Raw genomic sequence first — 25,497 nt, forward strand, 5'->3', positions numbered from 1 at the left:
CACGCCTCCGGTTCTCGCGCCGGTGGCGGGTGACACCAAGGAGTGGAGACATGACGCCCCCCAATACCGCTGCCGGTTCGCCGGCGGGTGTATCGCTTTCGCCCGGAACTGCCGAATCCGACATCGCCGCGTTGCCTGCCCGGTATAACGCGGCCGCCGATCTGCTCGGCCGCAACCTGGCCGCCGGCCGTGGCGACAAGATTGCCTATGTCGACGATGCCGGCGCGCTGACCTTCTCCGAACTGGATGCGCGCAGCCGCCGCTTTGCCGCCGCACTGCATGACGCCGGCTTCCGGCGTGAAGAGCGGCTGCTGCTGTGCGCGCTCGATACCATCGATTTTCCGACGGTCTTTCTCGGCTGCCTGCTCGCCGGCGTGGTGCCGGTCGCGGTGAATACGCTGCTGACGGTGGAGGACTACGCCTATATGCTCGACCACTGCGGCGCGCGCGCGGTGGTGGTGTCCGAGGCATTGCTGCCGGCCATGAAGGCCGCGATCGCGAAGAGCGGCCTGTCCCCGCTGGTGATCCAGGCGGGACCCCATCAGGACGCGGCGCCCAGCTGCAGCGTGGAGGCGGTCGTGGCGCGCACGCGCTCGGCGACGCCGGCGGTCAGTACCGGGCCGGATGACATGGCGTTCTGGCTCTATTCGTCCGGCTCGACCGGCCGGCCCAAGGGCACGGTGCATACGCATGCCAACCTGTTCCATACCGCCGACCTGTACGCGCGCCGCGTGCTGGGCATGCGTGAAGACGACGTGGTGTTCTCGGCGGCGAAGCTCTTCTTTGCCTATGGTCTTGGCAACGCACTGACGTTTCCGCTGTCGGTCGGCGCCACCACGGTGCTGATGGCGGAACGGCCGGCGCCGGCCGCCGTGTTCCGGCGCCTCCGCGAGCACCGGCCCACGGTGTTCTGCGGCGTTCCGACGCTGTTTGCCGGCATGCTCGCCGCGCCGGACCTGCCGCCGCGCGGCGACGTGGCCTTGCGCGTCTGTACCTCCGCTGGCGAGGCCTTGCCGCGGGACATTGGCGAGCGCTTCCTTGCCCACTTCGGCTGCGACATCCTGGATGGCATCGGCTCCACCGAAATGCTCCACATCTTCCTGTCGAACCGGCCGGGAGACGTCCGCTACGGCACTACCGGCAAGCCGGTGCCCGGCTACGAACTCAAGCTGCTGGACGAACTGGGCGAACCCAGCCCGCCCGGCGAGATCGGCGACCTGTATATCAAGGGTCCGTCCGCGGCGCTGATGTACTGGTGCAGCCGCGACAAGAGCCGCGACACGTTTGTGGGCGCGTGGACGCGCAGCGGCGACAAGTATCTGAAGGACGCGGACGGCTACTACATCTATGCCGGGCGTAGCGACGACATGCTCAAGGTTGGCGGCATCTATGTCTCGCCATTCGAGGTCGAGGCTGCGCTCGCCCAGCATCCGGCAATTCTGGAAGCAGCCGTGATCGGCGTGGCCGATGCCGATGACCTGGTCAAGCCGAAGGCCTTCGTCGTGATGCGGCCGGGGCAGCAATGGCACCCGGGCATGGCCGCCGAGTTGCAGGCCTTCGTCAAGTCGCGGCTGGCGCCATACAAGTATCCGCGGCAGATCGAGTGCGTGGAGGAGCTGCCAAAGACCGCCACGGGCAAGATCCAGCGCTTCCGCCTGCGCCAGCGCGAGGAGGCCGCGCGGCAGGCGGGTCCGGGTAACGCAACGGTTGCCACCAATGCCTGACGACGGGGCCAGCGTGCCCAGCGATTGGGCAGACATTGCGTTTGATGGCCGGAGCATCCGCATCGAGCACCAGTGGCTGCGCCCGGAGCGCGCGCAGCGACCGCTGGTGGTGTTCCTGCATGAGGGGCTGGGCTCGGTCAGCATGTGGCGCGATTTTCCGCAGCGCTTCTGCGAGGCCGGCGACTTCCGTGGACTGGTGTTCTCGCGCTATGGCTACGGGCGCTCCACGCCGCGGCCGCACGACGAGAAGTGGGGCGTCGACTTCATGCACCGGCAGGCGCGCGAGGCGTTGCCGGCGCTGTTCGATGCGCTGGATATCGGTCTGGGCCGCAGCCGAGGCAAGCCATGGCTGTTCGGTCACAGCGACGGCGGCTCGATCGCGCTGATCCACGCCGCGAGCTTTCCCGATGCCGTGGATGGCATCACCGTGCTGGCCCCGCATATCCTGGTCGAAGACGTATCCGTGCGCAGCATCGAAGCCGCGCGCCAGGCCTATCTTGAGACCGACCTGCGCAGCCGCCTCGCGCGCTACCACGACGATGTGGATTCGGCCTTCTGGGGCTGGAACGACATCTGGCTCGACCCGGCGTTCCGCCAGTGGAATCTGCATGCGCTGCTGCCGCAGCTGCGCTGCCCGGTGCTGGCGGTTCAGGGCGAGGACGACGAGTACGGCACCATGGCCCAGATCGAGGGTATCCATCGATATGCCGCACAAACCGCCTTGCTTAAACTCGCGCGGTGCGGTCATTCGCCACATCGCGACCAGCCGGCATCGTTGACGCAGGATGCGGTACGGTTTATAACCGCACATACTTCATACCTAAAATAATTCGTCGCCCGCCCCCGCGTTTGCATCCTGGCATGCATCCGGACACACATCCGACCCTGGGGGCAGGGACCGATCACGGTTCCACGAACCGCCGGCTTGACCACCAGGAGACATCATGCACCGCTTCACATCGCGCAGGCTCGCGCCTGCCTGCCTTGCCGTCGCTGCAATGCTTGCCGCCACCGGGGCCGTCCATGCGCAGAGCGCGCAGGGCGGGAAGATCAAGGTGGGGTTCATGCTGCCTTACACGGGCACGTACGCGGCACTGGGCACGGCCATCGAAAACGGCTTCCGCATGTACGTGCAGCAGCAGGGCGGCAAGCTCGGCGGCCGGGACATCGAGTACTTCAAGGTCGATGACGAATCCGATCCCGCCAAGGCGCCCGAGAATGCCACCAAGCTGATCAAGCGCGACCAGGTCGACGTGGTGGTGGGCACCGTGCATTCGGGCGTGCAGATGGGTATCGTCAAGGTGGCCAAGGAAAACAACACGCTGCTGATCATCCCGAACGCCGGCGTGGATGAAGCGACGGGTCCGCTGTGCGGCCCCAACATCTTCCGCTCGTCGTTCTCCAACTGGCAGCCCGGCTACGCCATGGGCCATGTGCTGGCCGAGCGCGGCATGAAGAAGGTGGTCACGCTGACCTGGAAGTACGCGGCCGGCGAGCAATCCGTGAAGGGCTTCAAGGAAGCCTTCGAAGCCAAGGGCGGCAAGGTGGTGAAGGAACTGAGCCTGCCGTTCCCCAACGTGGAATTCCAGGCGCTGATCACCGAAGTGGCCGCGCTCAAGCCGGACGCGGTCTTTGTCTTCTTCGCGGGCGGCGGTGCCGTCAAGTTCGTCAAGGACTGGGCCGCGGCCGGGCTCAAGGACAAGATTCCGCTGTATGGCTCGGGCTTCCTGACCGATGGCACGCTGGAAGCGCAGGGCAACGCCGCGCAGGGCCTCGAAACGACGCTGCACTATGCCGATGGCCTGAGCAACGCCCGCGACAAGAGTTTCCGCCTGGACTACGCCAAGACCTACAAGCTGCAGCCGGACGTGTACGCCGTGCAGGGCTACGACGCCGCGCAGCTGCTGGCCGCCGGTGCCAACGCGGTCAAGGGCGACATGTCGCGCAAGGCCGATATCTACAAGGCCATGGAAGCGGCCAGGGTGGACAGCCCGCGCGGTGCCTTCACGCTGTCCAAGGCGCACAACCCGGTGCAGGACTTCTACCTGCGCAAGGTGGACGGCCGCGAGAACAAGGTGAGCACCGTGGCAGTGAAGTCGCTGGCCGATCCGGCGCGCGGCTGCCGTCTCTGATTCCCACCTTTCGACCGGCATGATGCTTCGGTGCCGCGGCCTGCCGCGCGCCGGGCATCTTCCCCACGCAGCATGGACATCGTCTCTTTCCTGATCCAGTGCCTGAACAGCGTGCAGTACGGGCTGCTGCTGTTCCTGGTGGCAAGCGGCCTGACGCTGATCTTCGGCATCATGGGCGTCATCAACCTGGCACACGGCAGTTTCTACATGCTCGGTGCCTACCTGGCGTTCGCGCTGGCCAGCCTCACGGGCAACCTGCTGATCGCCGTGCCGCTCGGCATCGTGCTGGCCGTCGCGTTCGGCTACATGCTCGAATGGGTATTCTTCAGCTTCCTGTATGAGCGCGACCACCTGCAGCAGGTGCTGATGACCTATGGCCTGATCCTGGTGTTCGAGGAACTGCGCAGCATCCTCGTCGGCGACGACGTGCACGGCGTGCCCATACCGGCGATACTCGACGGTGCGCTGCCAATCGGCAACGACATGACGTATCCGGTCTACCGCCTGTGCATCTCGGCGGTCTGCCTGCTCGTGGCCGCGGCCATGTACTTCGTGATCCGGCGCACGCGCCTGGGCATGATGATCCGCGCCGGCGCCACCAACCGTGAAATGGTGCAGTCGCTGGGCATCAACGTGACCGTGCTGTACCGCGTGGTGTTCGCGCTTGGCGTGGCGCTGGCGGTGCTGGCGGGCATGATTGCCGCGCCGGTGTCGTCCGTGTACCCGGGCATGGGCGCGCAGGTGCTGATCGTATGCTTCGTGGTGGTGGTGATCGGCGGCATCGGCTCGGTGAAGGGCGCGCTGGTGGCCTCGCTGCTGCTGGGCTTCGTCGATACCTTCGGCAAGGTGTTCTGGCAGGATGCGTCGGGCGTACTGATCTACCTCCTGATGGCGGTGATCCTGTTGTGGAAGCCGCAAGGCCTGTTCAAGGCGGGTTGATATGGATACCAAGCTTTCCCCGGCGCCTTCGCATGGCAGTGCGCGCGTCGCCTTCGCATGGCTGGTGGCCTTCGCGGTGCTGGCCAGCCTGCCGCTGCTGCTGACCGCCGACAGCCACAAGTTCTATATCGAGCTGCTCAGCAAGGTCATGATCATGGCCATCTTCGCGCTCTCGCTGCAGCTCCTGATCGGCTATACCGGCCTGGTGAGCCTGGGCCACGCCGCCTACTTCGCGGCGGCGGCTTACGCCACGGCCATGCTGGCGCCGGAATCCGGGCCCGGCAACGGCTGGCTGCTGCTGGCCGGCGCTCTGGGCGCGGCGGCGGCGCTGGCCATGCTGGTCGGCATGCTGGTGCTGCGCACGCGCGGGGTGTACTTCATCATGGTGACGCTGGCGTTCGCGCAGATGGTGTATTTCGTCTTCCACGACACCAAGATCGCCGGCGGCAGCGACGGCACGTACATCTACTTCCGCCCGGAATTCCCGGTGCCCGGGTTGCGGCAACTGACCGTCAATGATCCCAGTCATTTCTACTGGATGGTCTGGGCCGCAATGGGTGTGACCGTGGTCGTGCTGGCGCTGCTGCTGCGTTCGCGCTTCGGCCACGCGCTGGTGGGCATCCGCCATAACGAGCAGCGCATGCGCGCGGCTGGCTATGCCACGTACCGCTACCAGCTCGGCGCCTTCGTCGCGGGCGGCATGCTGGCGGGGCTGGCGGGCTTCCTGTATGCGGTCCAGTTCGGCTTCGTCAACCCGGAAATCGCTTCGTGGCACCAGTCGGGCAACGCCATGCTGATGGTCATCCTGGGCGGCGTGGGCAGCCTGGCCGGCGCGGTGCTTGGGGCCTTCTCCTTCGTGCTGGTGGCCGAGTGGTTCAGCACGATGACCAAGCACTGGCAGTTGCTGATGGGCGGTTTCATCATCGTCGCGGTGGCGCTGCTGCCGCGCGGGCTGGTGAGCCTGCCGTCGGTGTTGCGCCCGAAGCCGCGCGCCCCCGGCGCGCGCAATGGCGGCGCCGCAGGCGATGACGACGACACGGCGCAGGTGGCGGGCGGCGAGCGCCGCAGCCACCGCAACACGGAGGCCGCATGAGCACACCGGTACTGCAGGCCACGGGCCTGACGCGCCGTTTTGGCGGCCTGACCGCCGTGGCGGGGGTGGACCTGTCGCTGGCGCTGCACGAGATCCATGCGGTGATCGGCACGAATGGCGCGGGCAAATCCACACTGATCAACATGCTGTCGGGCGAACTGCCGCCTTCGGAAGGCCAGCTTTACCTGCAGGGCCGGGATGTGACCGGCTGGTCCCAGCCGCGGCTGGCCCGGCATGGCATTGGCCGCAGCTACCAGCGCAACAACATCTTCCTGCCGCTGACCGTGCGCGAGAACTGCCGGCTGGCGGCGCAGTCGCGTGCTCAGCGCGCCTGGCGGCTCTGGGAAGACGCGGGCAAATGCCGCATGAGCGGGGCGCTCGCCGACGAGGCCATGGAGCGCGCCGGGCTGGCCGCGCATGCCGGGCGGATCGCCAGCGAACTCGCGCACGGCCAGAAGCGCCAGCTCGAAGTGGCCATGTGCCTGGCCACGCAGCCCGTGGCCCTCCTGCTGGACGAGCCGCTGGCGGGCATGGGCGCGGAGGAGTCGTCGCGCATGCTGGCGCTGTTGCGCGGCCTGCGCGAAGGTCACGCGATCCTGCTGGTGGAACACGATATGGACGCGGTGTTCTCGGTGGCCGACCGCATCACCGTGATGGTCAACGGCACGGTCATTGCCAGCGGTACACCCGATGCCATCCGCGCCAACCGGGAAGTCCAGCTCGCCTACCTGGGCGAGGCGGAAGACAGCGGGGTGCCGGCATGACCGCCGCCATGATCGAAGCCAGCGGCATCAACGCCTGGTACGGCTCCAGCCATGTCCTGCGCGACGTGGACTTCTGCGTCGGCACGGGCGAGACGGTCGGCCTGCTCGGCCGCAATGGCATGGGCAAGAGTACGCTGCTGCGAACGCTGCTGGGCCATGTGCGCCAGCGCACCGGCAACATTCGCGTGGCCGGGCGCGATGTTTCGCGCGCGCAGCCCTACGAGGTGGCGCGCCTGGGGGTAGCCTACGTGCCCGAAGGACGGGGTGTCTTCCCGAACCTGTCGGTGCGCGAGAACCTGGTCATGGCGGCGCGCAAGGGGTGCAACGGCCGCCACGACTGGGACGAGGCGCGCGTGCTCGACCTGTTTCCGCGGCTCAAGGAGCGTCTGGATCATGGCGGACAGCAACTGTCCGGCGGCGAGCAGCAGATGCTGTCGATCGGCCGCGCGCTGATGACCAACCCCGACTGCCTGGTGCTGGACGAAGCCACCGAAGGCCTGGCGCCGCGCATCGTGCGCGAGATCTGGCACGTCATCGCGACCGTGCGGGCCACCGGCATCGCCTCCGTCGTCGTGGACCGCAACTTCCGCTCCGTGCTGGCCAATGCGGACCGCGTGGTGGTGCTGGAGAAGGGGCGTGTGGTCCTGACCGGACCCGCCACGGACCTGCTTGCCAAGCCGGAAGCACTGGATCGCTACCTTGGGGTATGAGCGGCAGATGCGAAAATGCGCCTTATAAGCTACATTTTGTGGCGACGTCGCAACGTCGCGCGGCCGGTGACAAGGTTTCCTCGATTTGCCGGCAGGACTTGACCATCCGCCACTTCCCTCCCATGCTTGATGCGTTCCACCCGCGGTTTGGGGCGATCGTCAGTGGCCGGCGGACCGCAGTTCATCTAGAATTGCGGCCGCTTGTGCAATGCAATAGAACAACAGAACAGTAGGGAGGCGGCCCATCGACGGCCGCTGTGTCTGGCCGAGTTCCGGGTAATCCTGACCACTGCCCGCGAACCGGTCGTTCAGACCAGAATTCATGACCACCCAAACCGCAACCACCAGCCACTACTTTGTCGAGAACCCGAGCACGCGCGCGCTCGTGATCGGCGCCATCGGTGTCGTGTTCGGCGACATCGGCACCAGCCCGCTGTATTCGCTCAAGGAGTGCTTCAGCAAGGAGCACGGCATCCCGTTCAGCCCCGAAGCCGTGCTGGGCATCATTTCGCTGCTGTTCTGGGCCATGATCATCGTGGTCTCGATCAAGTACGTGGTGTTCGTGATGCGTGCCGACAACAACGGCGAAGGCGGGGTGCTGGCGCTGATGGCGCTGGTGCTGCGCACGGCGGCGCCACGCTCGCGCTGGGCCAAGGTGCTGATGATGCTGGGCATCTTCGGCGCGTGCATGTTCTATGGCGACGCGGTGATCACGCCGGCCATTTCGGTGCTGTCGGCGGTGGAGGGGCTGGAAATCGCCACGCCACAGCTCTCGCGCTTCGTGATACCGATCACGCTGGTCATCCTGGTGGCGCTGTTCCTGATCCAGCGCAATGGCACCTCGGCGGTGGGCAAGCTGTTCGGCCCGATCATGGTGGTCTGGTTCGTGACGCTGGGCCTGCTCGGGGTGTACAACCTGGTGCAGGCGCCGGAGATCCTCAAGGCCGTCAACCCGTACTACGGGATCTCGTTCCTGATCGAGCATGCGCTGCTGGCCTTTATCGTGCTGGGCTCCGTGTTCCTGGTGCTGACGGGAGCCGAGGCGCTGTATATCGACATGGGCCACTTCGGCGCGCGCCCGATCCGCTATGGCTGGTTCGTGCTCGTCATGCCCTGCCTGATGCTGAACTATTTCGGCCAGGGCGCCATGCTGCTGACCAACCCGGCCGGTGCCGAGAACCCGTTCTACCTGATGGTGCCGCAGCCGCTGCTGATCCCGATGGTGCTGCTGGCGACCTGCGCCACCGTGATTGCGTCGCAGGCCGTGATCTCGGGCGCGTTCTCGCTGACCAGCCAGGCCATCCAGCTCGGCTTCGTGCCGCGCATGCGCGTGCGCTACACGTCGGCGGCCGAGATCGGGCAGATCTACCTGCCGGTCATCAACTGGATCTTGCTGGTCCTGGTCGTGGCCGTGGTGATCTCCTTCAAGAAGTCGGAGAACCTGGCGGCGGCCTATGGCATTGCGGTGACCACTACCATGGTGATCACCACCTTCCTCGCGGCCGTGGTGATGCGTAACGTCTGGAAATGGAACCCGGCGCTCGTGACGCTGCTCGGCCTGTCGTTCCTGCTGGTGGATCTGGCATTCTTCGCCGCGAACCTGCTCAAGATCGCGGAAGGCGGCTGGTTCCCGCTGCTGCTGGGCAGCATGGCGTTCTTCCTGCTGATGACCTGGTACAGCGGCCGCAAGCTGCTGCGCGCACGCAGCCTCGAAGACGGCATCCCGCTGGAGCCCTTCATTGCCGGCCTGCTGGCGCACCCGCCGCACCGCGTGGAAGGCACGGCCGTGTTCCTGACCGGCAATACCGAATCGGTGCCGGTGTCGCTGCTGCACAATCTGAAGCACAACCGCGTGCTGCACGAGCGCGTGGTCTTCCTCAGCTTTGTCACGCGCGATATTCCCTATGTCGACGACGAACATCGCCTGAGCTGCAAGGACCTGGGCGGTGGCGTGTACATCCTGAAGTCGGACTACGGTTTCAAGGAAACGCCGGACGTGCACAAGGTGCTGGACCTGGCGCAGCGCAAGCTGGGCATGCAGTTCGAGTTGATGGAGACGTCCTTCTTCATCGCGCGCGAGTCGGTCATTCCGTCGAAGCTGCCGGGCATGTCGATGTGGCGCGAAAGCCTGTTCGCGTGGATGCATCAGAATGGCGCCAAGCCGTCGGACTTTTTCCAGATTCCCGCCAACCGCGTGGTCGAACTCGGTACGAAGGTCGAGATCTGATCCGGGCAACGGACAGTACGAAGCCCCTGAAGCCCCTGCAGGCGCAAGCCCCGCGGGGGCTTCGTCTTTTCAGCGGCGTCAGGCCGCCATGGCCGGTGATGGCTGGCCGGAGGCGGGCATCGCGTACATCAGCGGGGCCATGGCCGCCTCGATACGCGCGGCCTGAGCCGGGGTGATCATGTCGCCCAGCAGCTTGCCGAAGCGCGGCTCCAGCGCGCCGGTGACGATGTAGGTCCAGCGATACGCCTTGAGCAGGAGATCATGCACCTGCACGGCCTGGGGCGAGTCCCCGGTCCTGCCGGTCACGCGCAGGAAGTACCCGGCGTCGGCTTGGGCCTGAGCCTGCAGGATCTCGTCCATGCCGGCCACCAGCGCGATCATGTCGTCCACCGCGGCATCGCGCTCGGCGGCGGAGATGCGCAGGTCTTCGCGCTTCCACTCCAGCTCGTCGAGGATGGCGTGCTGCGACTCCTCGCGCCAGTGGAACAGGAACACGTCCTTGTACAGATCCGACAGGTCAGGGGCCATGCCGATGCTGGCACGGTAGTGCGCCTGCGAGAACAGTTCGATCTGGCAGGTCATGGCCAGCACCGCCCAGGTCCGCTTGCCCAGCACGAAGGCGGCCACATCGTTGGGCGCCGCGTCAAAGTGGTAGCCGGCCGGCATGTGCACGGCCACCAGGCGCTCGATGCGGCGGAACAGTTCCTGGTGCTTCAGCTCTTCGTCGGTGAAGCGGATCAGCGCTTCCAGCGCGGTCTGGTCGCCGAGACGGTGGTCCTGCGTCAGCTCCAGCACCTTGGCGCTGACGAAGCGCTCGACCAGCCCGAACATGTTGGCATACGTGCGGCCCTGCACCTGGCTCAGGAAGCGTTGTTCGTCCGGCGTCAGGAAAGTGAGCTCGTCGATCAGCGACAGGCCGTCCGGCAGGAACTTGTGGTTCAGGTCGAAACTGCGGTCGCGGATCACGTCGCGGTCGATGTCCCAGCGAATGCGGCGGGATGCTGCGATGCAGCGGGCATAGCGCTGCGTGTCGGTGGTCGTGGCGGGGTCTTGCATGGCAACTCCTGTCGGGATAGCGCCGTCGCGATTGACGGTCAGCGAATCATTCACGCATCGGGCCGTCACGGCATGAGGCGCACGTCCCGATCGGCCCGCATGGCACCGCAGCTTTGCGAGCCGCTGGCGGGACGTCGGTCCCGCTTTGCCGGCTTAACCGGCTTTGCCGCACTTGCCGTCATGGCACACGCGTTGTCCGGAAGGTTGGCAGCAGCAGATGCCGTTCGCCTGCGCCAACGACCGTTGGCGTGGCTGGCCAGGTGCTCATGCGCGTATCCGCGGAAGACGGGCTTCGGGGCGTCCGTCCCGGAATCCCGGGGACAGGATGGTCGCTTGCGGCCGAATTGGGACATGCGCCTCATGCACGCGGCTGGCGGGCGGGCCGACAATGCGTACCTTCGTTAGTCCAGGGCCGCTGCCTGCGGTGCGGCCCGCCCCCAGAAAAGGAGCCCGAGCCATGCGCCCGTTGCAGCAGTGGTCGCGCCAGTCCCGCCAGAACCTCGCCGCGGTGCGACGACTGCGACTGGCGCGTCCTGCCGTGCTGGTGCCATCGGCGCTGCTGCTGCTCTGGATGTTCTGCCATGCGCATCCCCACGGGGAATCCTGGCTCGCCGCGCTGCGCGACCTGGATCAGGATGGCACCGCGGCGCGCGACGTCGGCCGGGCGCTGTCGCTGGCGCGCTCGCTGCGCGCACGAACATCGCCGGACGCCGCGACCTGGCGCGCCACGCTGCGCCTCGCCGCGCGATCGCTGGTCAGCCGCACCGCCACGCACGTGCGGGATCTTGCGGCGATCGCCGGAATGCAGCGATGGCTCTACTGAAACACACGACGCATTGACACGGCAGTCCGGCACGCCGGCGCCGCCACGATGGGATGGTGGCAGGCGCGTGCCGACCTCGGCCAGGCACGGCAAAGGCGATCCCGTGCGGCCCCGTCCTGAAGTCGCTCATCGAGCGAGATCGCCTGTACAAGGCCATGCCGTAGCCCGGTGCCGTGCCAGCGGTCCGGCGGGCCCTGTCTGGAGTTATCCATGCGTATGAACCTTGCCAAGACCATGCTTGCCGCCGCCGCACTCGCCGCCGGGCTATTCAGCATGGCCCACGCCGACGTGCGTGGCGAAGCCCCACGGGCTACTGCCGCGCCGGGCCCTAGCGGCCCGCGCGATCCTTTCACCGATGGCGCCCGCGGCGCAGCGCAGGCCGATTTGCGAATCGAGGCGCAGGCCGTCATCGCTCGTCAGGGCATGTCCGTGTGCGCGGTCGACGGCTCGGGCACTGACCGGGGCGCAATGCGCATGGGCAAGCCTGATCCTTACACCGGCGGCAGCCGGCAGGGCGGCCGCTATGACCCCTTCACCGATGGCGCCCGCGCGCAGCAGGGAGAAGGACGTGGCGGCGCATGCCTGACACAGGAGGTACAGCACGCTTAGTCACGCTCACCATCCCTGGCCAATCCTCCTGATGCTCGCCTGCTGATCCTGCGCCGCGGTGCATGTGCGCCATGACCGCCACATGCACCGCGCTGGCGCAGGCCTGACGCCAGAGGGCCCGGGCCCGGCTATCGACGCTTGGGCCGGGCCTGGCCGCGCTTTGCCGTCTCGGCAGGCGAATTCCTTTGCTACTCTAGGTAAGTCACGTAGCGCGCCATTTGCGTGGGCCGTTTGCTGCTCGCGCCGGCAACCCTGTGCCGCGTGAGCCGAGATGCCGATGCTCAAGCAGCAGATCCGCCTATGCACCAGCCGCGAAGGCGTGCGGCTGGCGTATGCCATCACCGGCAGCGGTCCGCCGCTGGTCAAGGCCGCGAACTGGATGAGCCATCTCGAGTTCGATGTCGGCAGCCCGGTATGGAGCCATATGCTGGCGGCGCTGTCCAGCGACCACACACTGATCCGGTATGACGAGCGCGGCTGCGGGCTGTCCGACCGCGAGGTGGAGGACCTGTCGTTCGAGGCGTGGCTGCGCGACCTGGAAACGATTGTCGATGCCACGGGCGTGGACCATTTTCCGCTGCTGGGTATCTCGCAGGGCGCCTCGATTGCCGTGGCGTACGCGGTGGCGCACCCGCAGCGGGTCAGCCACCTGATCCTGCACGGCGGCTACGCGCGCGGGCGGCTCAAGCGCGATCTGCACCTGAATCCGCACCTGCGCGACGAAGCCGAGCTGATGAACAAGCTCGCCGAACTTGGATGGGGCCAGGAGAACCCGGCGTTCCGCCAGTTCTTCACGACGCAGTTCATTCCCGGCGGCACGGCCGAGCAGCACCGGTGGTTCAATGAACTGGAAAGGGTTTCGACCTCACCGGTGAACGCGGCGCGCTTCATGCGCGTGTTCAACGAGATCGACGTGGTGGCGCTGCTGCCGCTGGTGTCCTGCCCGACGCTGGTGCTGCATGCGGTACGCGATGCGCGCGTGCCGTTCGATGAGGGACGCCTGATCGCCAGCGCGATTCCCGGTGCACGTTTCGTGCCGCTTGAAAGCGGTAATCACCTGCTGCTCGAAACCGAGCGGGAGTGGCAGCGCTGGCTCGACGAGATCCACAACTTCCTGCCGGCCCCCGTAGCGGTGGCCGACCCGGCATTCCTGGCGCTCACGCGCCGCGAGCGGGATATCGTCGAGCTGATCGCCCAGGGGCGCGACAACGCCCAGATTGCCGCCCGCCTGGACCTGAGCGAGAAGACCGTGCGCAACCACATCACCAGCATCTTCTCCAAGCTGGAAGTGGAAAACCGGTCGCAGGCCATTGTGCTGGCCCGCAAGGCGGGCTTCGACCGCGCCGATGCGGAGGTCCCGCGTACGACTTAGTCGCTGACCAGGGTGCGGGCTTCGACCACGTGGTCGCGATAGGCCTCGAAGATCTGGCGCAGGGCCTGTTCCATCGTCACTTCGGGCTTCCAGCCGAGCTCCTGCATGGTGTTGTCGATCATCGGCACGCGGTGCTGCACGTCCTGGTAGCCCTTGCCGTAGAAGTCGCCCGACGAGGTCTCGACGATCTGCGACTTGCGCGCCTGCTCGGCGTACTCGGGGTAGTCGGCGGCCATCTTCAGCATCATCTCGGCCAGTTCGCGCACCGAGTGGATGTTGGCCGGGTTGCCGATGTTGAAGATCTTGCCCGTGGCCACGCCGTTGGGGTTCTCGATGATGCGCATCAGCGCCGAGATGCCGTCCGTGATATCGGCAAAGGCGCGCTGCTGGGCGCCGCCGTCGACGAGCTTGATCGGCTCGCCGCGCACGATATGGCCCAGGAACTGCGTGACCACGCGCGAGGAGCCTTCCTTCGATTCGAAGATCGAATCGAGGCCGGCGCCGATCCAGTTGAACGGGCGGAACAGCGTGTAGTTCAGGCCCTGCTCCATGCCGTAGGCGTGGATCACGCGGTCCATCAGCTGCTTGGAGCAGGCGTAGATCCAGCGCGGCTTGTTGATCGGGCCGTAGATCAGCGGCGAGGACTCGGGGTCGAACTCCTCGTCGGCGCACATGCCGTAGACCTCGGAGGTCGACGGGAAGACCAGGTGCTTGCCGTACTTGACCGCGGCGCGCACGATCGGCAGGTTGGCTTCGAAGTCGAGTTCGAACACGCGCAGCGGCTGGCGCACGTAGGTGGCCGGGGTGGCGATGGCCACCAGCGGCAGGATCACGTCGCACTTGCGGATGTTGTACTCGATCCACTCCTTGTTGATGGTGATGTCACCCTCGAAGAAATGCATGCGCGGATGGTCGACCAGGTCGCCGAGGCGGTCGGACGACATGTCCATGCCGTAGACCTCCCACGGCGTGGTTTCCAGGATGCGGCGCGTCAGGTGGTGGCCGATGAAGCCGTTGACGCCAAGGATGAGGACTTTCTTGGCTTGCATGGAAGTGGTTTGTTGCATGGGTTAAGCGTAAGGATGCGCCGGGCGCGGGAGCCAGCCTAGCGTTGTTGTGCCGGCGCGCTCACGGCAAAGTTGGCCACGGCCACGCGGCGCCAGTCGCGTGCCACGACATGCATGGGCGCGCGCTGGCTCAGTTCTGCGAAGGTGTGCGGCGACATGATCGCCATGGCGGGCTGGCCGTCCTGCCACGCGGCCAGGAACGCCGCGGTGGTCGGCTGCCATTTCTGCGGCTCCTGGGTAACGCCGAATTCCAGTTCGTCGGGCCGGTCCACCATCACCAGCGTGTGGCGCAGGTAGAACGGCAGCGTATGGTCCAGCACGCGCACGCTGTAGAGCTTCATGTCCGGCCGCAGCACGCGCGCCACGGGCGCGATCATGTCGATGCCCGATGCCGAGCGGCCGATGACTTCATGCCCCAGCAGTGCCGCGGTGAATGCCGTGCACATGCCGACCGCATAGACCGTGATGCTTGCCATCAGCCCGCGCCGCGGCAGCAGCCAGCGCGCCACGAGCGTGCTCGCGATCATCAGCGCGAAGGCCACGGCCGCCCAGACGGCATAGGCGCGATACAGCGCATTGGGCGTGTTGTTCGAATTGAGCGTGGCGACGATGGGGCTCGCCAGCAGCCCGATGACGCCGATCGCCAGGCCGGCCACGAGCTGGCGGCGCCAGGACCGCTCCGTGATCGCATCGAGCGCCACGCCGCCAAGGATGCCCAGCGCCGGGAAGACCGGCAGGATATAGCCGGGCAGCTTCGAGTGCGACAGGCTGAAGAAGACAAAGATGGCGACGGCCCAGATGGCGGCGAGCAGGGCGGGCTGGAACGGTCGCGGCGCGCTGGCGGCCATGCCCGACGTCACGCCGGCGCGCTCGCGCACCGCGCGCCACATGCGCGGAACCAGGCCCAGCCACGGCAGGAAGCCCCCGAGCACGAGCGGCACGAAGTAGAGCAGCGGGCCCTTGCGCGAATGCACGTTCGACGTGTAGCGCTCCCAGTGCTCGTGGATGAAGAAGAAGCGCAGGAATTCCGGATTGCGTTCCGAAACCAGCCAGAACCACGGCACCGCGACCAGCAGCATCAGCGCGATGCCGCTCGCCAGATGCAGGCGTCGCCACAGGCCAAGGTCACGGGTGACGAGCGTATAGATCACGAGCACCAGCCCGGGCAGCGCCATGCCGACCAGCCCCTTGGTCAGGATGGCCACGCCCATGGCCAGCCAGCACGCCAGCATCCAGTTGCGGCGGGCGGCCGGCGTGGCGTCGGGGTGCTGCGCAAGCAGCATGAACGCCAGCACGCAGGCCATGGCCCCGGACAGCGTCATGTCGAGCGTGTTGAAGTGCGCCGCCACGCTCCACATCGGCGCGGCGACCATCACCAGCCCGGTGAGCAATGCGGCGCGGGCGCCGAACCACCGGTGGGCAGCCAGCATGGAGGCCAGCAGGCCGATGGCGCCGGCCAGGGCAACGCACAGGCGCGCCTGCCAGTCGCCAATGCCGAACAGCACATACGACAGCGCCGTCACCCACATGTGGAACGGCGGCTTTTCGAAGTACTTCAGCGCGTTGTAGCGAATCGTCACCCAGTCGCCGCTGACGAACATTTCGCGGGCGATTTCGGCATAGCGGCCTTCATCGGGTCCGATCAGGTGGCGTATGCCCAGCGTACCGAACCACAGCAGCGCGATCACCGCGCAGACGCCGGCCAGCACCATCAGCGGAACACCGCCGAAGCGGCGCCTGTGCCACGGCAGGGATGCTTGCGCGGCAAGCGTGTCGTGCTCGCTCGTCAGGCGGTCGGAACCATGAAGCATGAAGGAAGAAGGGTGGCGTGGCGGATTTCGGGCCGGAAACCGGGCAATGCCGTGTGGCAACGAATGTCGGATGGAAATCGGACAAGCGGCCGGCTCAGGGCAACATGGGAGGATAAGTGACGAACCTTAATGGCAGATTAAGGAAATTTGGGCAGAATGGCGGCTGCGCGACTTGCCGCGGCTTGATTGCCCTGTATCGCCCTGTATTGGCCTGTATCGCAAAAAAGCGGGCGTGGAAATGAGAATTCTAATTGTTGAAGACGACCCTATGCTGGGCGACGGGTTGCTGCGCGGGCTGCAACTGACGGGATATATCGTCGACTGGTTTACCACCGGCGCCGAGGCGGATCATGCGCTTGGCGTGGTGCACTACGACGCCGTGGTGCTGGACCTCGGGCTGCCGGGCGATGACGGCATGGCGTGGCTCAGGCGCTGGCGCGAGCGTGGCTGCCAGATACCGGTCCTGGTGCTGACGGCCCGCGATGCGATCGAGAGCCGCATCAGTGGCCTGGATAGCGGCGCGGACGATTACCTCGTCAAGCCAATTTCCCTCGATGAACTGGCCGCCCGCCTGCGTGCCATGACGCGCCGCGCCGCAGGCAACTCGGCGCCGGTCTGGCGGCACGGGGCGCTGGAGTTCCACCCGGCGGCAAGGCAGGCCTTCTGGCACGGCAAGCCCGTGGACCTGACCAGCCGCGAGGCCATGCTCCTGGAATTGCTGCTGGCGCATCCGAACCGGCTGCTGACGCGCGATGTCCTGCGCGACAAGCTCTATGACTGGCAGGCCGGGCTGGAAAGCAACACGCTCGAAGTGCATATCCACCATCTGCGCCGCAAGATCCATCCGAAGATCGTGCGCACCTTCCGCGGCGCCGGCTATACCCTGGGCGCCGCCGAGGACTGCACATGACGCTGCAGCGGCGCCTGATCCTGGCCGTGCTGGTCGTGACCCCGGTGGTGTGGCTGCTGACCATCGCCATGACATACGTGCGGGCCGGGCACGAGATCAACGAACTGTACGACACCGACATGGTCCGCATGGCGATGCAGATGCATTCGCTGGTGCCGCTGGTCGACATCACGGCCGCGCCGTCGCGGGCCAGGCTGCCGGCGATTGCGGAAGGGGATCAGGGCGACGCGGGCCTTGGCGACCTGGCCATTGCCGCGTGGCTCCCCGATGGCACGCCCATGCACATCGATCCGGACGGGGACAGCCTGCCGCCGGCGAAGGGCATCAAGGGCTTCACGGACCAGCGCATCGACGGTCATCGCTGGCGGCTGTACTACCTGGACGATGACGTGACCGGCTGGCGCGTCTGCATCGGGCAGAAACTGGGCGAACGCAACGAGCTGATCCTGTCCTACATCGCCGCGCAGGTGTTGCCGTGGGCGGTGGGCTTGCCGGTACTGATCGGCGTGCTGATCCTGTTCATGCGGCGGGCCATGACACCCGTGCGCGCACTCTCCACGGAGATCGAGCGCCGTTCCCCGCATGATCCGCAGCCACTGGGCCTGGCGGGCGTTCCCGGTGAACTGGTGCCGCTGGTCAACGCCATGAACCGCCTGCTGGCCGGCGTATCCGATTCGATCGAGCACGAGCGGCGCCTGACAGCGGATGCCGCGCACGAAATGCGCACGCCGCTGGCGGCGTTGAAGGCGCAGTGGGAAATCGCGCAGCGTTCGCCGGATGAGAATGAGCGTGCCAGGGCTCGCGCCAACGTCGAATCGGGCATCGACCGCATGAGCCGGCTGGTGTCGCAGCTGCTGACCATGAGCCGGCTCGAGGATGCTTCTGCGCTGGCGATGCTGGAAGATGTGAACTGGCAGCCGATCGCCCAGCAGGCACTGTCGGACTGCCTGGTGCTGGCACAGCGCAGGAAGGTGGATGTCGAACTGATCTGGCCACCGGCCGATGTGCCGCCCCTGCCGCTGGCGGGGGATCCGAACCTGCTCGGGCTGATGCTGCGCAACCTGCTGGACAATGCGATTCGCTATAGCCCGGCGGGCGCGATGGTCACCATGGATTTCCGTGCCGATGCCATCGTGGTGTGCGATGAAGGGCCAGGGGTGGCGCCCGAGGTGCTGGTGCGGCTGGGCGACCGGTTCTTCCGCGCGGGTGGCCAACGCGAGCACGGGCATGGGCTCGGCATCTCGATCGCACAGCGCGTCGCGCGGCTGCATGGATTGCGCATCGCGTTCGCCAACCGCACCGACGGCCGGTCAGGACTGACGGTAAGCATTCTCCGCTGCGGCGAGCCGCAATAAAAAACGCCTCGTGCGTCAACCACACGAGGCGTTTTGCTGCAGCGGCAGAACCAGTCAACTCATCGCTTGAGCTTGGCGAATGCCGCTGCCATGGCGCCGCCCGACTCCGCCTCGCGGCGCGCGCCGCCGTTGCCGAAACCCTTGCCGGCCGGGCGCTGACCGCCGCGGTCACCCGACGGGCGCGCCGACGTCTGGCCCGGCTCGTCATCGAGCCGCATGCTCAGGCCGATACGGTTGCGCTTGACGTCGACCTCCATCACCTTGACCTTGACGATCTGGCCGGCCTTGACCACTTCGTGCGCGTCCTTGACGAACTTGTTCGACAGTGCGGAGATATGCACGAGGCCGTCCTGGTGGACGCCGATGTCGACGAACGCGCCAAACGCCGCCACGTTCGTGACCACGCCTTCCAGGATCATGCCCGGCTGCAGGTCCTTCACGTCTTCCACGCCTTCCTGGAAGGTGGCCGTCTTGAACTCGGGCCGCGGGTCGCGGCCCGGCTTTTCCAGTTCGGTGAGGATGTCGCGCACGGTCGGCAGGCCGAACGATTCGTCGGTGAACTGCGCCGGCGACAGGCCGCGCAGCGCTTCACGGTTGCCCATGACGTCCGGCAGCCCCTTCTTGATATGGTCCAGGATGCGCTTGACCACGGGATAGGCTTCCGGGTGCACCGAGGAGCGGTCCAGCGGATTGTCGCCGGTATTGACGCGCAGGAAGCCGGCCGCCAGCTCGAAGGTCTTGTCCCCGAGGCGGGGCACCTTCTTCAGCGCGTCGCGGTTCGAGAAGGCGCCGTTGGCATCGCGGTATTCGACGATATTGCGCGCCAGCACGGTATTCAGGCCGGAAACGCGGGCCAGCAGCGGTGCCGACGCGGTGTTCACGTCCACGCCCACGGCGTTCACGCAGTCCTCGACCACGGCATCCAGCGTGCGGGCCAGTTCGCGCTGGTTCACGTCGTGCTGGTACTGGCCCACGCCGATCGACTTCGGGTCGATCTTCACGAGTTCGGCCAGCGGGTCCTGCAGGCGGCGCGCGATCGACACCGCGCCGCGCAGCGACACGTCGAGCTCCGGGAATTCCTTGGCGGCCAGCTCCGACGCCGAGTACACCGATGCGCCGGCTTCGCTCACGACGATCTTGGTGAGCTTCAGGTCGGGCGCCTGGCGCATCAGGTCCTGCACCAGCTTGTCGGTTTCGCGGCTCGCGGTGCCATTGCCGATCGAGACCAGCGCGACACCATGCTGCTTGGCCATGCGCGCGAGCGTGGCGAGCGAGCCGTTCCAGTCGCGGCGCGGCTCGTGCGGGTAGATGGTCGCGGTTTCCAGCAGCTTGCCGGTGGTATCGACCACGGCCACCTTGCAGCCGGTACGGATGCCCGGGTCAACGCCCATCACCGCCTTGGGCCCGGCGGGCGCGGCCAGCAGCAGTTCGTGCAGGTTGCGGCCGAACACCTTGATGGCTTCGCTTTCCGCGGTTTCGCGCAGCTGGGTCAGCAGCTCGGTCTCCAGGTGCGGCTGCACCTTCACGCGCCAGCACCAGCGGCAGACATCGCCGAGCCACTTGTCGGCGGGGCGGCCCTGGTTCTGGATGCCGACGTGGCGCGCGATCATGCCTTCGCACGGGTGCGGCACCATGGCATCCTGCTCTTCGCCCAGGCCCAGCTTGACCATCAGCACGCCCGCATTGCGGCCGCGGAACAGCGCCAGGGCGCGGTGGGACGGTACGGTGCGGATGGTTTCGCTGTACTGGTAGTAGTCGCGGAACTTCTCTTCCTCGGCGGTTTCCTTGCCTTCCATGACCGTGGAGCTGACCACGCCGTTGCTCCACAGGTGCTCGCGCAGCTTGCCCAGCAGCTCGGCGGTTTCGCCGAATTGTTCGGAGAGGATGTCGCGTGCACCGTCCAGCGCCGCCTTGACGTCCGGCACGCCGCCGTCGGCCGTCGGGTTGCCGTTGACGTATTTGGCCGCTTCAGCCTGCGGGTCCAGCGTCGGATCGGCCAGCAGCGCCTGGGCCAGCGGCTCCAGCCCGCACTCGCGCGCGATCTGGGCGCGCGTGCGGCGCTTGGGCTTGTAGGGCAGGTAGAGGTCTTCCAGCGCCTGCTTGGTCTCGGCGGCCTCGATCGCCGTGCGCAGCTCCGGCGTGAGCTTGCCTTGCTCCTCGATCGAGGCAAGGATGGCCAGGCGACGCTCTTCCATGTCGCGCAGGTACAGCAGGCGCTCTTCCAGCGTGCGCAGCTGGGTGTCGTCCAGGTTGTCGGTCACTTCCTTGCGGTAGCGGGCAATGAACGGAACGGTCGCGCCTTCATCGAGCAGGGCCACGGCAGCCGCCACCTGGCGGGGTTGAACGGTCAGTTCAGCCGCGATGAGCGACACAATCTTTTGCGAAACGGATGCGGGCAGATTGGACATCGGGAAATCGGTCTGTCGGACGCGGTCAGTCGAAAGCGGGGAATTTTGCCACAAGCGCGACGGCTTTCCGCCACAGAAGAGGGACTGTTTGCAGGCGTGTATCTTCCGGCACGCCGCGCGGCGGTCCCACAAGGGGCGGGGCAGGGCGCGGGGCAGGCCGGATGCTAGAATTCGGCCATGACCTTCAAGCCCCATCCGGCCGTCGCGCCCGCCATGCCCATGGCCGTGCGCGGCACGGCAACCCTGGCCATGATTCCCGCCGCACGCCTGCCCCGTTCCGTCCCGCACCGTGACGGGCGAAAGATGCCGACTGTCCGCCTGCTTGCCATGGCCGCGGTGTGGCTGACCGTGGTCGGCGCCGGCACGCTGGCGCCGATGTCGGACAGCGCCGCGCAGGCCTCCGCGCCGGCAGCGGCGCCGCGCGATTTCGCTGCCGAGCGCAAGGCGATCGGCGATTCACGCGCGTGGACCAACTACCGCTTCGCCACGGCGGAACGTGCCTGTTACGACAAGTTCTTCGTCACGCACTGCATCGACAAGGCGAAGGAAATCCAGCGCGGGGAATTGCAGGTGTTGCGCCAGCGCGAGCTCGAAGTAGGTGAAGCCGAGCGCGCCCAGCGGGCCGCCGACCGCGATCGCGAGCAGGCGTTGCGCCGGGCCGAGTACGAGGCTGGCCAGCCCAAGCGCAGCGCGAACGAACAGGCGAGCCGCGAGTCCTTCGAGAAGAAGCAGCAGGAGCAGCAACTGCGCGACGCTCAGCACCAGGCCGATGCGCCGAAGCGCTCGGCCAACGCGCAGTCCCACCAGCAGAAGCAGGCCGACTACGACGCCCGCATGCGCGAGGCGCAGAGCAAGGGCGCGGAGCAGGCGCGCCAGCGCGAAGAGAACGTGAAGGCGTATGAGGCCAAGCAGCGCGAGGCCGAACAGCGCCAGAAGGATCAGGACGAGCGGCGCGCCAAGGCGAAAGAACAGCAGGGGCAGGCGTCGGCGCCGCGTCCCTTTGGCTTCTGAGCCGGGTTCGGGGGGTACGCCAGCCTGTTTTGGGGGAGATGCGGCGGGGAAATGCAAATGGACAGTAACCTGAACACCCTCGAACGGCAGCTCATGGAGCTGCAGATCGAGCACCGCGACCTCGACTACCTGATCGACCGGCTGGCCGAGGATCCGACCCATGACGAACTCCAGCTCAGGCGGCTGAAGAAGCGCCGCCTCAAGCTGAAGGACGCCATCACCCTGCTGCAACTCCAGCTCGAACCCGACGTGCCGGCCTGAGTGCCGCGCACGCCGGAACTGCCAACGCCACACCGCGCGATACCTGAGTCTTACCCGCCTTGACCATCCTGACCGATCCGACCGACCTGCCAGAGCCGGACGCAGACACCGAAAGCCCGGCGCCGGCGCAGGCCGACCTGGTTCCCGCGTCCGCAGTGCCTGCCAACCACGCCAGCGAACTGGCCAAGATCTTTGCCGAAACCGGCACGCTTGCCCAGGGCATTCCGGGCTATCGCCCGCGTGACTCGCAGCAGCAGATGGCCGAGGCCGTAGCCGGCGCGATCGAGCGCAGCGACACGGTGATCGTCGAGGCCGGGACGGGCACGGGCAAGACCTTTGCCTACCTGGTCCCCGCCATGCTGTGGGGCGGCAAGGTGGTGCTTTCCACCGGCACCAAGAATCTGCAGGACCAGCTTTTCCTGCGTGATATCCCGACCGTGCGGCGCGCGCTGAATGTGCCGATCTCGGTATCGCTGCTCAAGGGCCGGGCCAACTATCTCTGCCACTATCACCTTGAGCGCGCGCAGGCCAATGGCAGGCTCGCGTCCAAGCAGGATGCGGCGTGGCTGCGCGACATTGCGCGCTTTGCCAAGACCACCTCGTCAGGCGACAAGGCGGAACTCGCCGAGGTGCCCGAGAATGCGCCGGTGTGGCAACTGGTGACCTCCACGCGGGACAACTGCCTCGGATCGGAGTGTCCGAACTACAAGGACTGCTTCGTCATGCGGGCCCGCAAGGAAGCCCAGCAGGCCGACGTGGTAGTCGTGAACCACCATCTGTTCTTTGCCGATGTGGTGCTGCGCGACACCGGCATGGCCGAACTGCTGCCGGCAGCGAACACGATCATCTTCGACGAGGCGCACCAGCTCCCCGACACGGCGACGCTGTTCTTTGGCGAGACGCTGTCGACCAGCCAGTTGCTGGAGATCTGCCGCGACACCGTGGCCGAAGGGCTGTCGCATGCGCGCGATGCGGTCGACTGGGTTGGCATCGCGGCGCCGCTGGAACGTGCCACGCGTGATCTGCGCCTGGCTTTCGGCAAGGAGAACGCGCGCCTGGCGCTGGGGCAGATCGAGGCCGACCGGCGCATCGGCGAGCCGTTCTTCGACACGCTCGATACGCTCGAAGAGGCGCTGTCGACCTTCGTCGAGCATCTCGAAAGCCAGGCGGAGCGGGCCGAGACGCTGCAGCAATGCCACCGGCGCGCGGTGGAGTTGCAGCAGCGGCTGGAAGCGTGGCGGGACGAAGGCAAGGCGTTCACGGCGCCCGCACCGCAAGCGCCTGATACAGGCGACGAAGCGGCGCAGGAGCCAGCTGCACCGCCGCCGGCCGCGCCGGCGCAGTTCGGCCCGGAGACGGTGCGTTGGGTGGAAGTGTTCTCGCACACGGTGCAGCTGCACCGTACCCCGCTGTCGATCGCGCCGATCTTCACGCGTCAGCGCGAGGGGCATCCGCGCGCATGGGTGTTCACGTCGGCGACGCTGTCGGTGAAAGGCAACTTCACGCACTATGCCGCGCAGCTGGGACTCAACAAGGACAATTCGCTGACCTTGCCGAGCCCGTTCGACTACGGCAAGCAGGGCCTGCTCTACGTGCCGCGCGACATGCCGCCGCCGAATTCGCCGCAGTTTACCGACGCGGTGGTGGCCGCGGCGCTGCCGCTGATCGAGGCCGCCGGCGGGCGCACCTTCCTGTTGTGCACGACGCTGCGTGCCGTGCAGCGCGCCTCCGACCTGCTCTATGACGCCTTTGCCGAGCGCGGCCTCGAACTGCCGCTGCTGGTGCAGGGGCAGGCCAGCCGCACGGAACTGCTCGACCGTTTCCGCGAACTGGGCAACGCCGTGCTCGTGGGCAGCCAGAGCTTCTGGGAGGGCGTGGACGTGCGGGGCGAGGCCCTGTCACTCGTGATCATCGACAAGCTGCCGTTCGCGCCGCCCGATGACCCGGTGCTCGCGGCACGCATGGAGGTGCTGCAGAAGAAGGGGCTGAGCCCGTTTACGGTACACCAGTTGCCCCATGCGGTGATCACGCTGAAGCAGGGCGCCGGGCGCCTGATCCGCTCGGAATCCGACCGCGGCGTGCTGGCCATCTGCGATACGCGGCTGGTCGAGAAGCCCTATGGCCGCCAGATCTGGCAAAGCCTGCCGCCGTTCACGCGTACGCGCGAGGCGCAGACCGTGGTGCGCTTCCTTGAATCGCTGCGGGACAGGGAGAAGGGGGAGGGCAAGGACAAGGACGGAGGCGAGGACACGGACGGCGCACAGCAGGACTGAACCGCGTCGCCTGGCCAGCCAACAAGAAACGGGACAATCCTTGCGGACTTGTCCCGTTCCGGTACGCGTTGCAGGGTCAGTGCCCTGCTTCTTCCCCAATCAGAGTGCCAATCAGAACACTTCCCACCAGGACTTGTCCTTGCGGCGCTCGCCGTACTTGATGTAGTCGCTGTTCGGGAAGTTGCGTTCCATCACGCGTGCCGTATCGTCGCGCAGGTCTTTCATGCCGAGCGAGTCGTACGAGCGGATCATGATGTACAGCGCTTCCTCGTTGGCGGGGGCGCCGTCGTAGTCCTTGAGCGACTGCTGGGCCCGGTTGACCGCCGCGAGGTAGGCACCGCGCTTGTAGTAGTAGCGCGCGGCGTGCACCTCGTGCTGGGCCAGCGAGTTGACGATGTACTGCATGCGCGCGGTGGCGTCAGGCGTGTACTTGCTGTCCGGGTACTTCGTGACAAGCGTATTGAAGGCGTCGTACGCCGCACGGGCGGCCTTCGGGTCGCGTTCGCTCAGGTCCTGGCCGGAGAAGCGGCCCAGCCAGCCCAGGTTGTCGTTGAAGTTGATCAGGCCCTTGAGGTAGTAGGCGTAATCGATATTCGGGTGGCTTGGGTGCAGCTGGATGAAGCGATCCACCGCGGCCAGAGCCGCCGCCGTCTCGCCGTCCTTGTAGCTGGCGTAGGCGGTGTCGATCTGGGCTTGCTGCGCGTAGCGGCCGAACGGATAGCGGCCCTCGAGCTTTTCGTAGAGCTTCACGGCGCGCGTGTAGTCGCCGCCGTCCAGGGCGTCCTTGGCTTCCGAATATAATTTGTTGGCCGACCAGCCGGCAGTCTCGTCGGGCTGGTCAGCGAGCAGGCCGCATGCCGACAGCATGACGCAGCCGCCTGCGAGCAGAATCGCTCCAAATCCCGCGCGCCAATTTGCGCGCTTCATGCTCAGCAATTGCATGGGCAACCTA

General features: G+C 66.7%; 21 protein-coding genes. 16 read left to right on the forward strand and 5 right to left on the reverse strand.

Going from position 1 to position 25,497, the window contains the following annotated elements:
• Window positions 1–50 precede the first annotated feature (50 nt).
• The 8 genes from KHO22_RS15475 to KHO22_RS15510 all read left to right on the forward strand — a co-directional run bounded on the left by KHO22_RS15475 (window position 51) and on the right by KHO22_RS15510 (window position 9,589).
• On the forward strand, window positions 51–1,724 hold the full coding sequence (locus KHO22_RS15475; RefSeq protein WP_211948035.1) for a benzoate-CoA ligase family protein: 1,674 nt from the start codon (window positions 51–53) through the stop codon (window positions 1,722–1,724).
• Complete coding sequence (locus KHO22_RS15480) at window positions 1,717–2,553, forward strand: alpha/beta fold hydrolase (RefSeq protein WP_211948036.1); 837 nt, start codon at window positions 1,717–1,719, stop codon at window positions 2,551–2,553. The genes KHO22_RS15475 and KHO22_RS15480 overlap by 8 nt, the downstream gene beginning before the upstream one ends.
• 115 nt (window positions 2,554–2,668) lie before the next feature.
• Window positions 2,669–3,856: an ABC transporter substrate-binding protein gene (locus tag KHO22_RS15485; RefSeq protein WP_211948037.1), complete on the forward strand. Its 1,188-nt coding sequence runs from the start codon at window positions 2,669–2,671 to the stop codon at window positions 3,854–3,856.
• Window positions 3,857–3,928: 72 nt separating this feature from the next.
• A complete protein-coding gene (locus KHO22_RS15490) occupies window positions 3,929–4,795 on the forward strand; it encodes a branched-chain amino acid ABC transporter permease (RefSeq protein ID WP_211948038.1) in 867 nt (288 codons plus the stop codon).
• A 1-nt stretch (window position 4,796) separates the two neighbouring features.
• Window positions 4,797–5,888 carry a branched-chain amino acid ABC transporter permease gene (locus tag KHO22_RS15495; protein WP_211948039.1) on the forward strand — a complete coding sequence of 364 codons (1,092 nt, stop codon included), beginning with the start codon at window positions 4,797–4,799 and terminating at the stop codon, window positions 5,886–5,888.
• Window positions 5,885–6,652 (forward strand): ABC transporter ATP-binding protein, encoded by a 768-nt coding sequence (locus KHO22_RS15500; RefSeq protein WP_211948040.1) that lies wholly within the window; start codon window positions 5,885–5,887, stop codon window positions 6,650–6,652. The genes KHO22_RS15495 and KHO22_RS15500 overlap by 4 nt, the downstream gene beginning before the upstream one ends.
• Window positions 6,649–7,362, forward strand: coding sequence for an ABC transporter ATP-binding protein (locus tag KHO22_RS15505; RefSeq protein ID WP_211948041.1), 714 nt, complete (start codon window positions 6,649–6,651; stop codon window positions 7,360–7,362). Before KHO22_RS15500 ends, KHO22_RS15505 begins: the two co-directional genes overlap by 4 nt.
• 322 nt (window positions 7,363–7,684) lie before the next feature.
• Window positions 7,685–9,589 (forward strand): potassium transporter Kup, encoded by a 1,905-nt coding sequence (locus KHO22_RS15510; RefSeq protein ID WP_211948042.1) that lies wholly within the window; start codon window positions 7,685–7,687, stop codon window positions 9,587–9,589.
• A gap of 78 nt (window positions 9,590–9,667) precedes the next feature.
• Here KHO22_RS15510 and KHO22_RS15515 read toward each other — a convergent pair whose 3' ends face one another.
• A complete protein-coding gene (locus KHO22_RS15515; RefSeq protein WP_211948043.1) occupies window positions 9,668–10,645 on the reverse strand; it encodes a hypothetical protein in 978 nt (325 codons plus the stop codon).
• A 457-nt stretch (window positions 10,646–11,102) separates the two neighbouring features.
• Here KHO22_RS15515 and KHO22_RS15520 point away from each other — a divergent pair, with 457 nt between their 5' ends.
• From KHO22_RS15520 to KHO22_RS32775, 3 genes are all read left to right on the forward strand, one after another.
• Window positions 11,103–11,468, forward strand: a complete 366-nt coding sequence (locus KHO22_RS15520) for a hypothetical protein (protein WP_211948044.1) — start codon at window positions 11,103–11,105, stop codon at window positions 11,466–11,468.
• A gap of 210 nt (window positions 11,469–11,678) precedes the next feature.
• The gene (locus tag KHO22_RS15525; RefSeq protein WP_211948045.1) at window positions 11,679–12,077 is read left to right on the forward strand and encodes a hypothetical protein; all 399 of its coding nucleotides are present in this window, start codon (window positions 11,679–11,681) and stop codon (window positions 12,075–12,077) included.
• 271 nt (window positions 12,078–12,348) lie between these two features.
• Window positions 12,349–13,449, forward strand: a complete 1,101-nt coding sequence (locus KHO22_RS32775; RefSeq protein WP_211948046.1) for an alpha/beta fold hydrolase — start codon at window positions 12,349–12,351, stop codon at window positions 13,447–13,449.
• Here the strand turns inward: KHO22_RS32775 and KHO22_RS15535 are convergent.
• Together KHO22_RS15535 and KHO22_RS15540 are read right to left on the reverse strand one after the other, a co-directional pair.
• Entirely contained in the window at window positions 13,446–14,498 is a 1,053-nt protein-coding gene (locus KHO22_RS15535) for a bifunctional UDP-4-keto-pentose/UDP-xylose synthase (protein WP_211948047.1), read from the reverse strand. The two genes, KHO22_RS32775 and KHO22_RS15535, sit on opposite strands and share 4 nt — an antisense overlap.
• Window positions 14,499–14,554: 56 nt before the next feature.
• Window positions 14,555–16,327, reverse strand: a complete 1,773-nt coding sequence (locus KHO22_RS15540) for a glycosyltransferase family 39 protein (protein ID WP_211948048.1) — start codon at window positions 16,325–16,327, stop codon at window positions 14,555–14,557.
• Between the two features lie 238 nt (window positions 16,328–16,565).
• Between KHO22_RS15540 and KHO22_RS15545 the strand changes: the two genes are divergently transcribed.
• Complete coding sequence (locus tag KHO22_RS15545) at window positions 16,566–17,237, forward strand: response regulator (protein ID WP_211948049.1); 672 nt, start codon at window positions 16,566–16,568, stop codon at window positions 17,235–17,237.
• Entirely contained in the window at window positions 17,234–18,592 is a 1,359-nt protein-coding gene (locus KHO22_RS15550) for an ATP-binding protein (RefSeq protein ID WP_211948050.1), read from the forward strand. The genes KHO22_RS15545 and KHO22_RS15550 overlap by 4 nt, the downstream gene beginning before the upstream one ends.
• Window positions 18,593–18,651: 59 nt before the next feature.
• Here the strand turns inward: KHO22_RS15550 and KHO22_RS15555 are convergent, their stop codons facing one another.
• Window positions 18,652–21,000: a Tex family protein gene (locus KHO22_RS15555; RefSeq protein ID WP_211948051.1), complete on the reverse strand. Its 2,349-nt coding sequence runs from the start codon at window positions 20,998–21,000 to the stop codon at window positions 18,652–18,654.
• Window positions 21,001–21,177: 177 nt separating this feature from the next.
• Between KHO22_RS15555 and KHO22_RS15560 the strand changes: the two genes are divergently transcribed.
• The 3 genes from KHO22_RS15560 to KHO22_RS15570 are packed head-to-tail and all read left to right on the forward strand — an operon-like array spanning window position 21,178 to window position 24,545.
• Window positions 21,178–22,011 (forward strand): hypothetical protein, encoded by an 834-nt coding sequence (locus tag KHO22_RS15560; RefSeq protein WP_211948052.1) that lies wholly within the window; start codon window positions 21,178–21,180, stop codon window positions 22,009–22,011.
• A 57-nt stretch (window positions 22,012–22,068) separates the two neighbouring features.
• Window positions 22,069–22,272, forward strand: coding sequence for a YdcH family protein (locus KHO22_RS15565; RefSeq protein ID WP_211948053.1), 204 nt, complete (start codon window positions 22,069–22,071; stop codon window positions 22,270–22,272).
• Window positions 22,273–22,331: 59 nt separating this feature from the next.
• Window positions 22,332–24,545, forward strand: a complete 2,214-nt coding sequence (locus KHO22_RS15570) for a DNA repair helicase YoaA (RefSeq protein WP_420839605.1) — start codon at window positions 22,332–22,334, stop codon at window positions 24,543–24,545.
• A 111-nt stretch (window positions 24,546–24,656) separates the two neighbouring features.
• On the opposite strand, the gene KHO22_RS15575 is transcribed toward KHO22_RS15570, so the two are convergent.
• Window positions 24,657–25,487, reverse strand: coding sequence for an outer membrane protein assembly factor BamD (locus KHO22_RS15575; RefSeq protein WP_211948054.1), 831 nt, complete (start codon window positions 25,485–25,487; stop codon window positions 24,657–24,659).
• Window positions 25,488–25,497 lie beyond the last annotated feature (10 nt).

Source organism: Cupriavidus yeoncheonensis (assembly GCF_905397275.1).
Classification (GTDB): domain Bacteria; phylum Pseudomonadota; class Gammaproteobacteria; order Burkholderiales; family Burkholderiaceae; genus Cupriavidus; species Cupriavidus yeoncheonensis.

Bases quoted from the DNA above. Each gene is read 5' to 3' on its own strand.
- KHO22_RS15520 (WP_211948044.1), top strand. From the start codon at position 11,103: ATGCGCCCGTTGCAGCAGTGGTCGCGCCAGTCCCGCCAGAACCTCGCC.
- KHO22_RS32775 (WP_211948046.1), top strand. From the start codon at position 12,349: ATGCCGATGCTCAAGCAGCAGATCCGCCTATGCACCAGCCGCGAAGGC.
- KHO22_RS15495 (WP_211948039.1), top strand. From the start codon at position 4,797: ATGGATACCAAGCTTTCCCCGGCGCCTTCGCATGGCAGTGCGCGCGTC.
- KHO22_RS15515 (WP_211948043.1), bottom strand. From the start codon at position 10,645: ATGCAAGACCCCGCCACGACCACCGACACGCAGCGCTATGCCCGCTGC.
- KHO22_RS15505 (WP_211948041.1), top strand. From the start codon at position 6,649: ATGACCGCCGCCATGATCGAAGCCAGCGGCATCAACGCCTGGTACGGC.
- KHO22_RS15540 (WP_211948048.1), bottom strand. From the start codon at position 16,327: ATGCTTCATGGTTCCGACCGCCTGACGAGCGAGCACGACACGCTTGCC.
- KHO22_RS15550 (WP_211948050.1), top strand. From the start codon at position 17,234: ATGACGCTGCAGCGGCGCCTGATCCTGGCCGTGCTGGTCGTGACCCCG.
- KHO22_RS15475 (WP_211948035.1), top strand. From the start codon at position 51: ATGACGCCCCCCAATACCGCTGCCGGTTCGCCGGCGGGTGTATCGCTT.
- KHO22_RS15500 (WP_211948040.1), top strand. From the start codon at position 5,885: ATGAGCACACCGGTACTGCAGGCCACGGGCCTGACGCGCCGTTTTGGC.
- KHO22_RS15555 (WP_211948051.1), bottom strand. From the start codon at position 21,000: ATGTCCAATCTGCCCGCATCCGTTTCGCAAAAGATTGTGTCGCTCATC.
- KHO22_RS15525 (WP_211948045.1), top strand. From the start codon at position 11,679: ATGCGTATGAACCTTGCCAAGACCATGCTTGCCGCCGCCGCACTCGCC.
- KHO22_RS15535 (WP_211948047.1), bottom strand. From the start codon at position 14,498: ATGCAAGCCAAGAAAGTCCTCATCCTTGGCGTCAACGGCTTCATCGGC.
- KHO22_RS15480 (WP_211948036.1), top strand. From the start codon at position 1,717: ATGCCTGACGACGGGGCCAGCGTGCCCAGCGATTGGGCAGACATTGCG.
- KHO22_RS15510 (WP_211948042.1), top strand. From the start codon at position 7,685: ATGACCACCCAAACCGCAACCACCAGCCACTACTTTGTCGAGAACCCG.
- KHO22_RS15560 (WP_211948052.1), top strand. From the start codon at position 21,178: ATGACCTTCAAGCCCCATCCGGCCGTCGCGCCCGCCATGCCCATGGCC.
- KHO22_RS15565 (WP_211948053.1), top strand. From the start codon at position 22,069: ATGGACAGTAACCTGAACACCCTCGAACGGCAGCTCATGGAGCTGCAG.
- KHO22_RS15575 (WP_211948054.1), bottom strand. From the start codon at position 25,487: ATGCAATTGCTGAGCATGAAGCGCGCAAATTGGCGCGCGGGATTTGGA.
- KHO22_RS15490 (WP_211948038.1), top strand. From the start codon at position 3,929: ATGGACATCGTCTCTTTCCTGATCCAGTGCCTGAACAGCGTGCAGTAC.
- KHO22_RS15545 (WP_211948049.1), top strand. From the start codon at position 16,566: ATGAGAATTCTAATTGTTGAAGACGACCCTATGCTGGGCGACGGGTTG.
- KHO22_RS15485 (WP_211948037.1), top strand. From the start codon at position 2,669: ATGCACCGCTTCACATCGCGCAGGCTCGCGCCTGCCTGCCTTGCCGTC.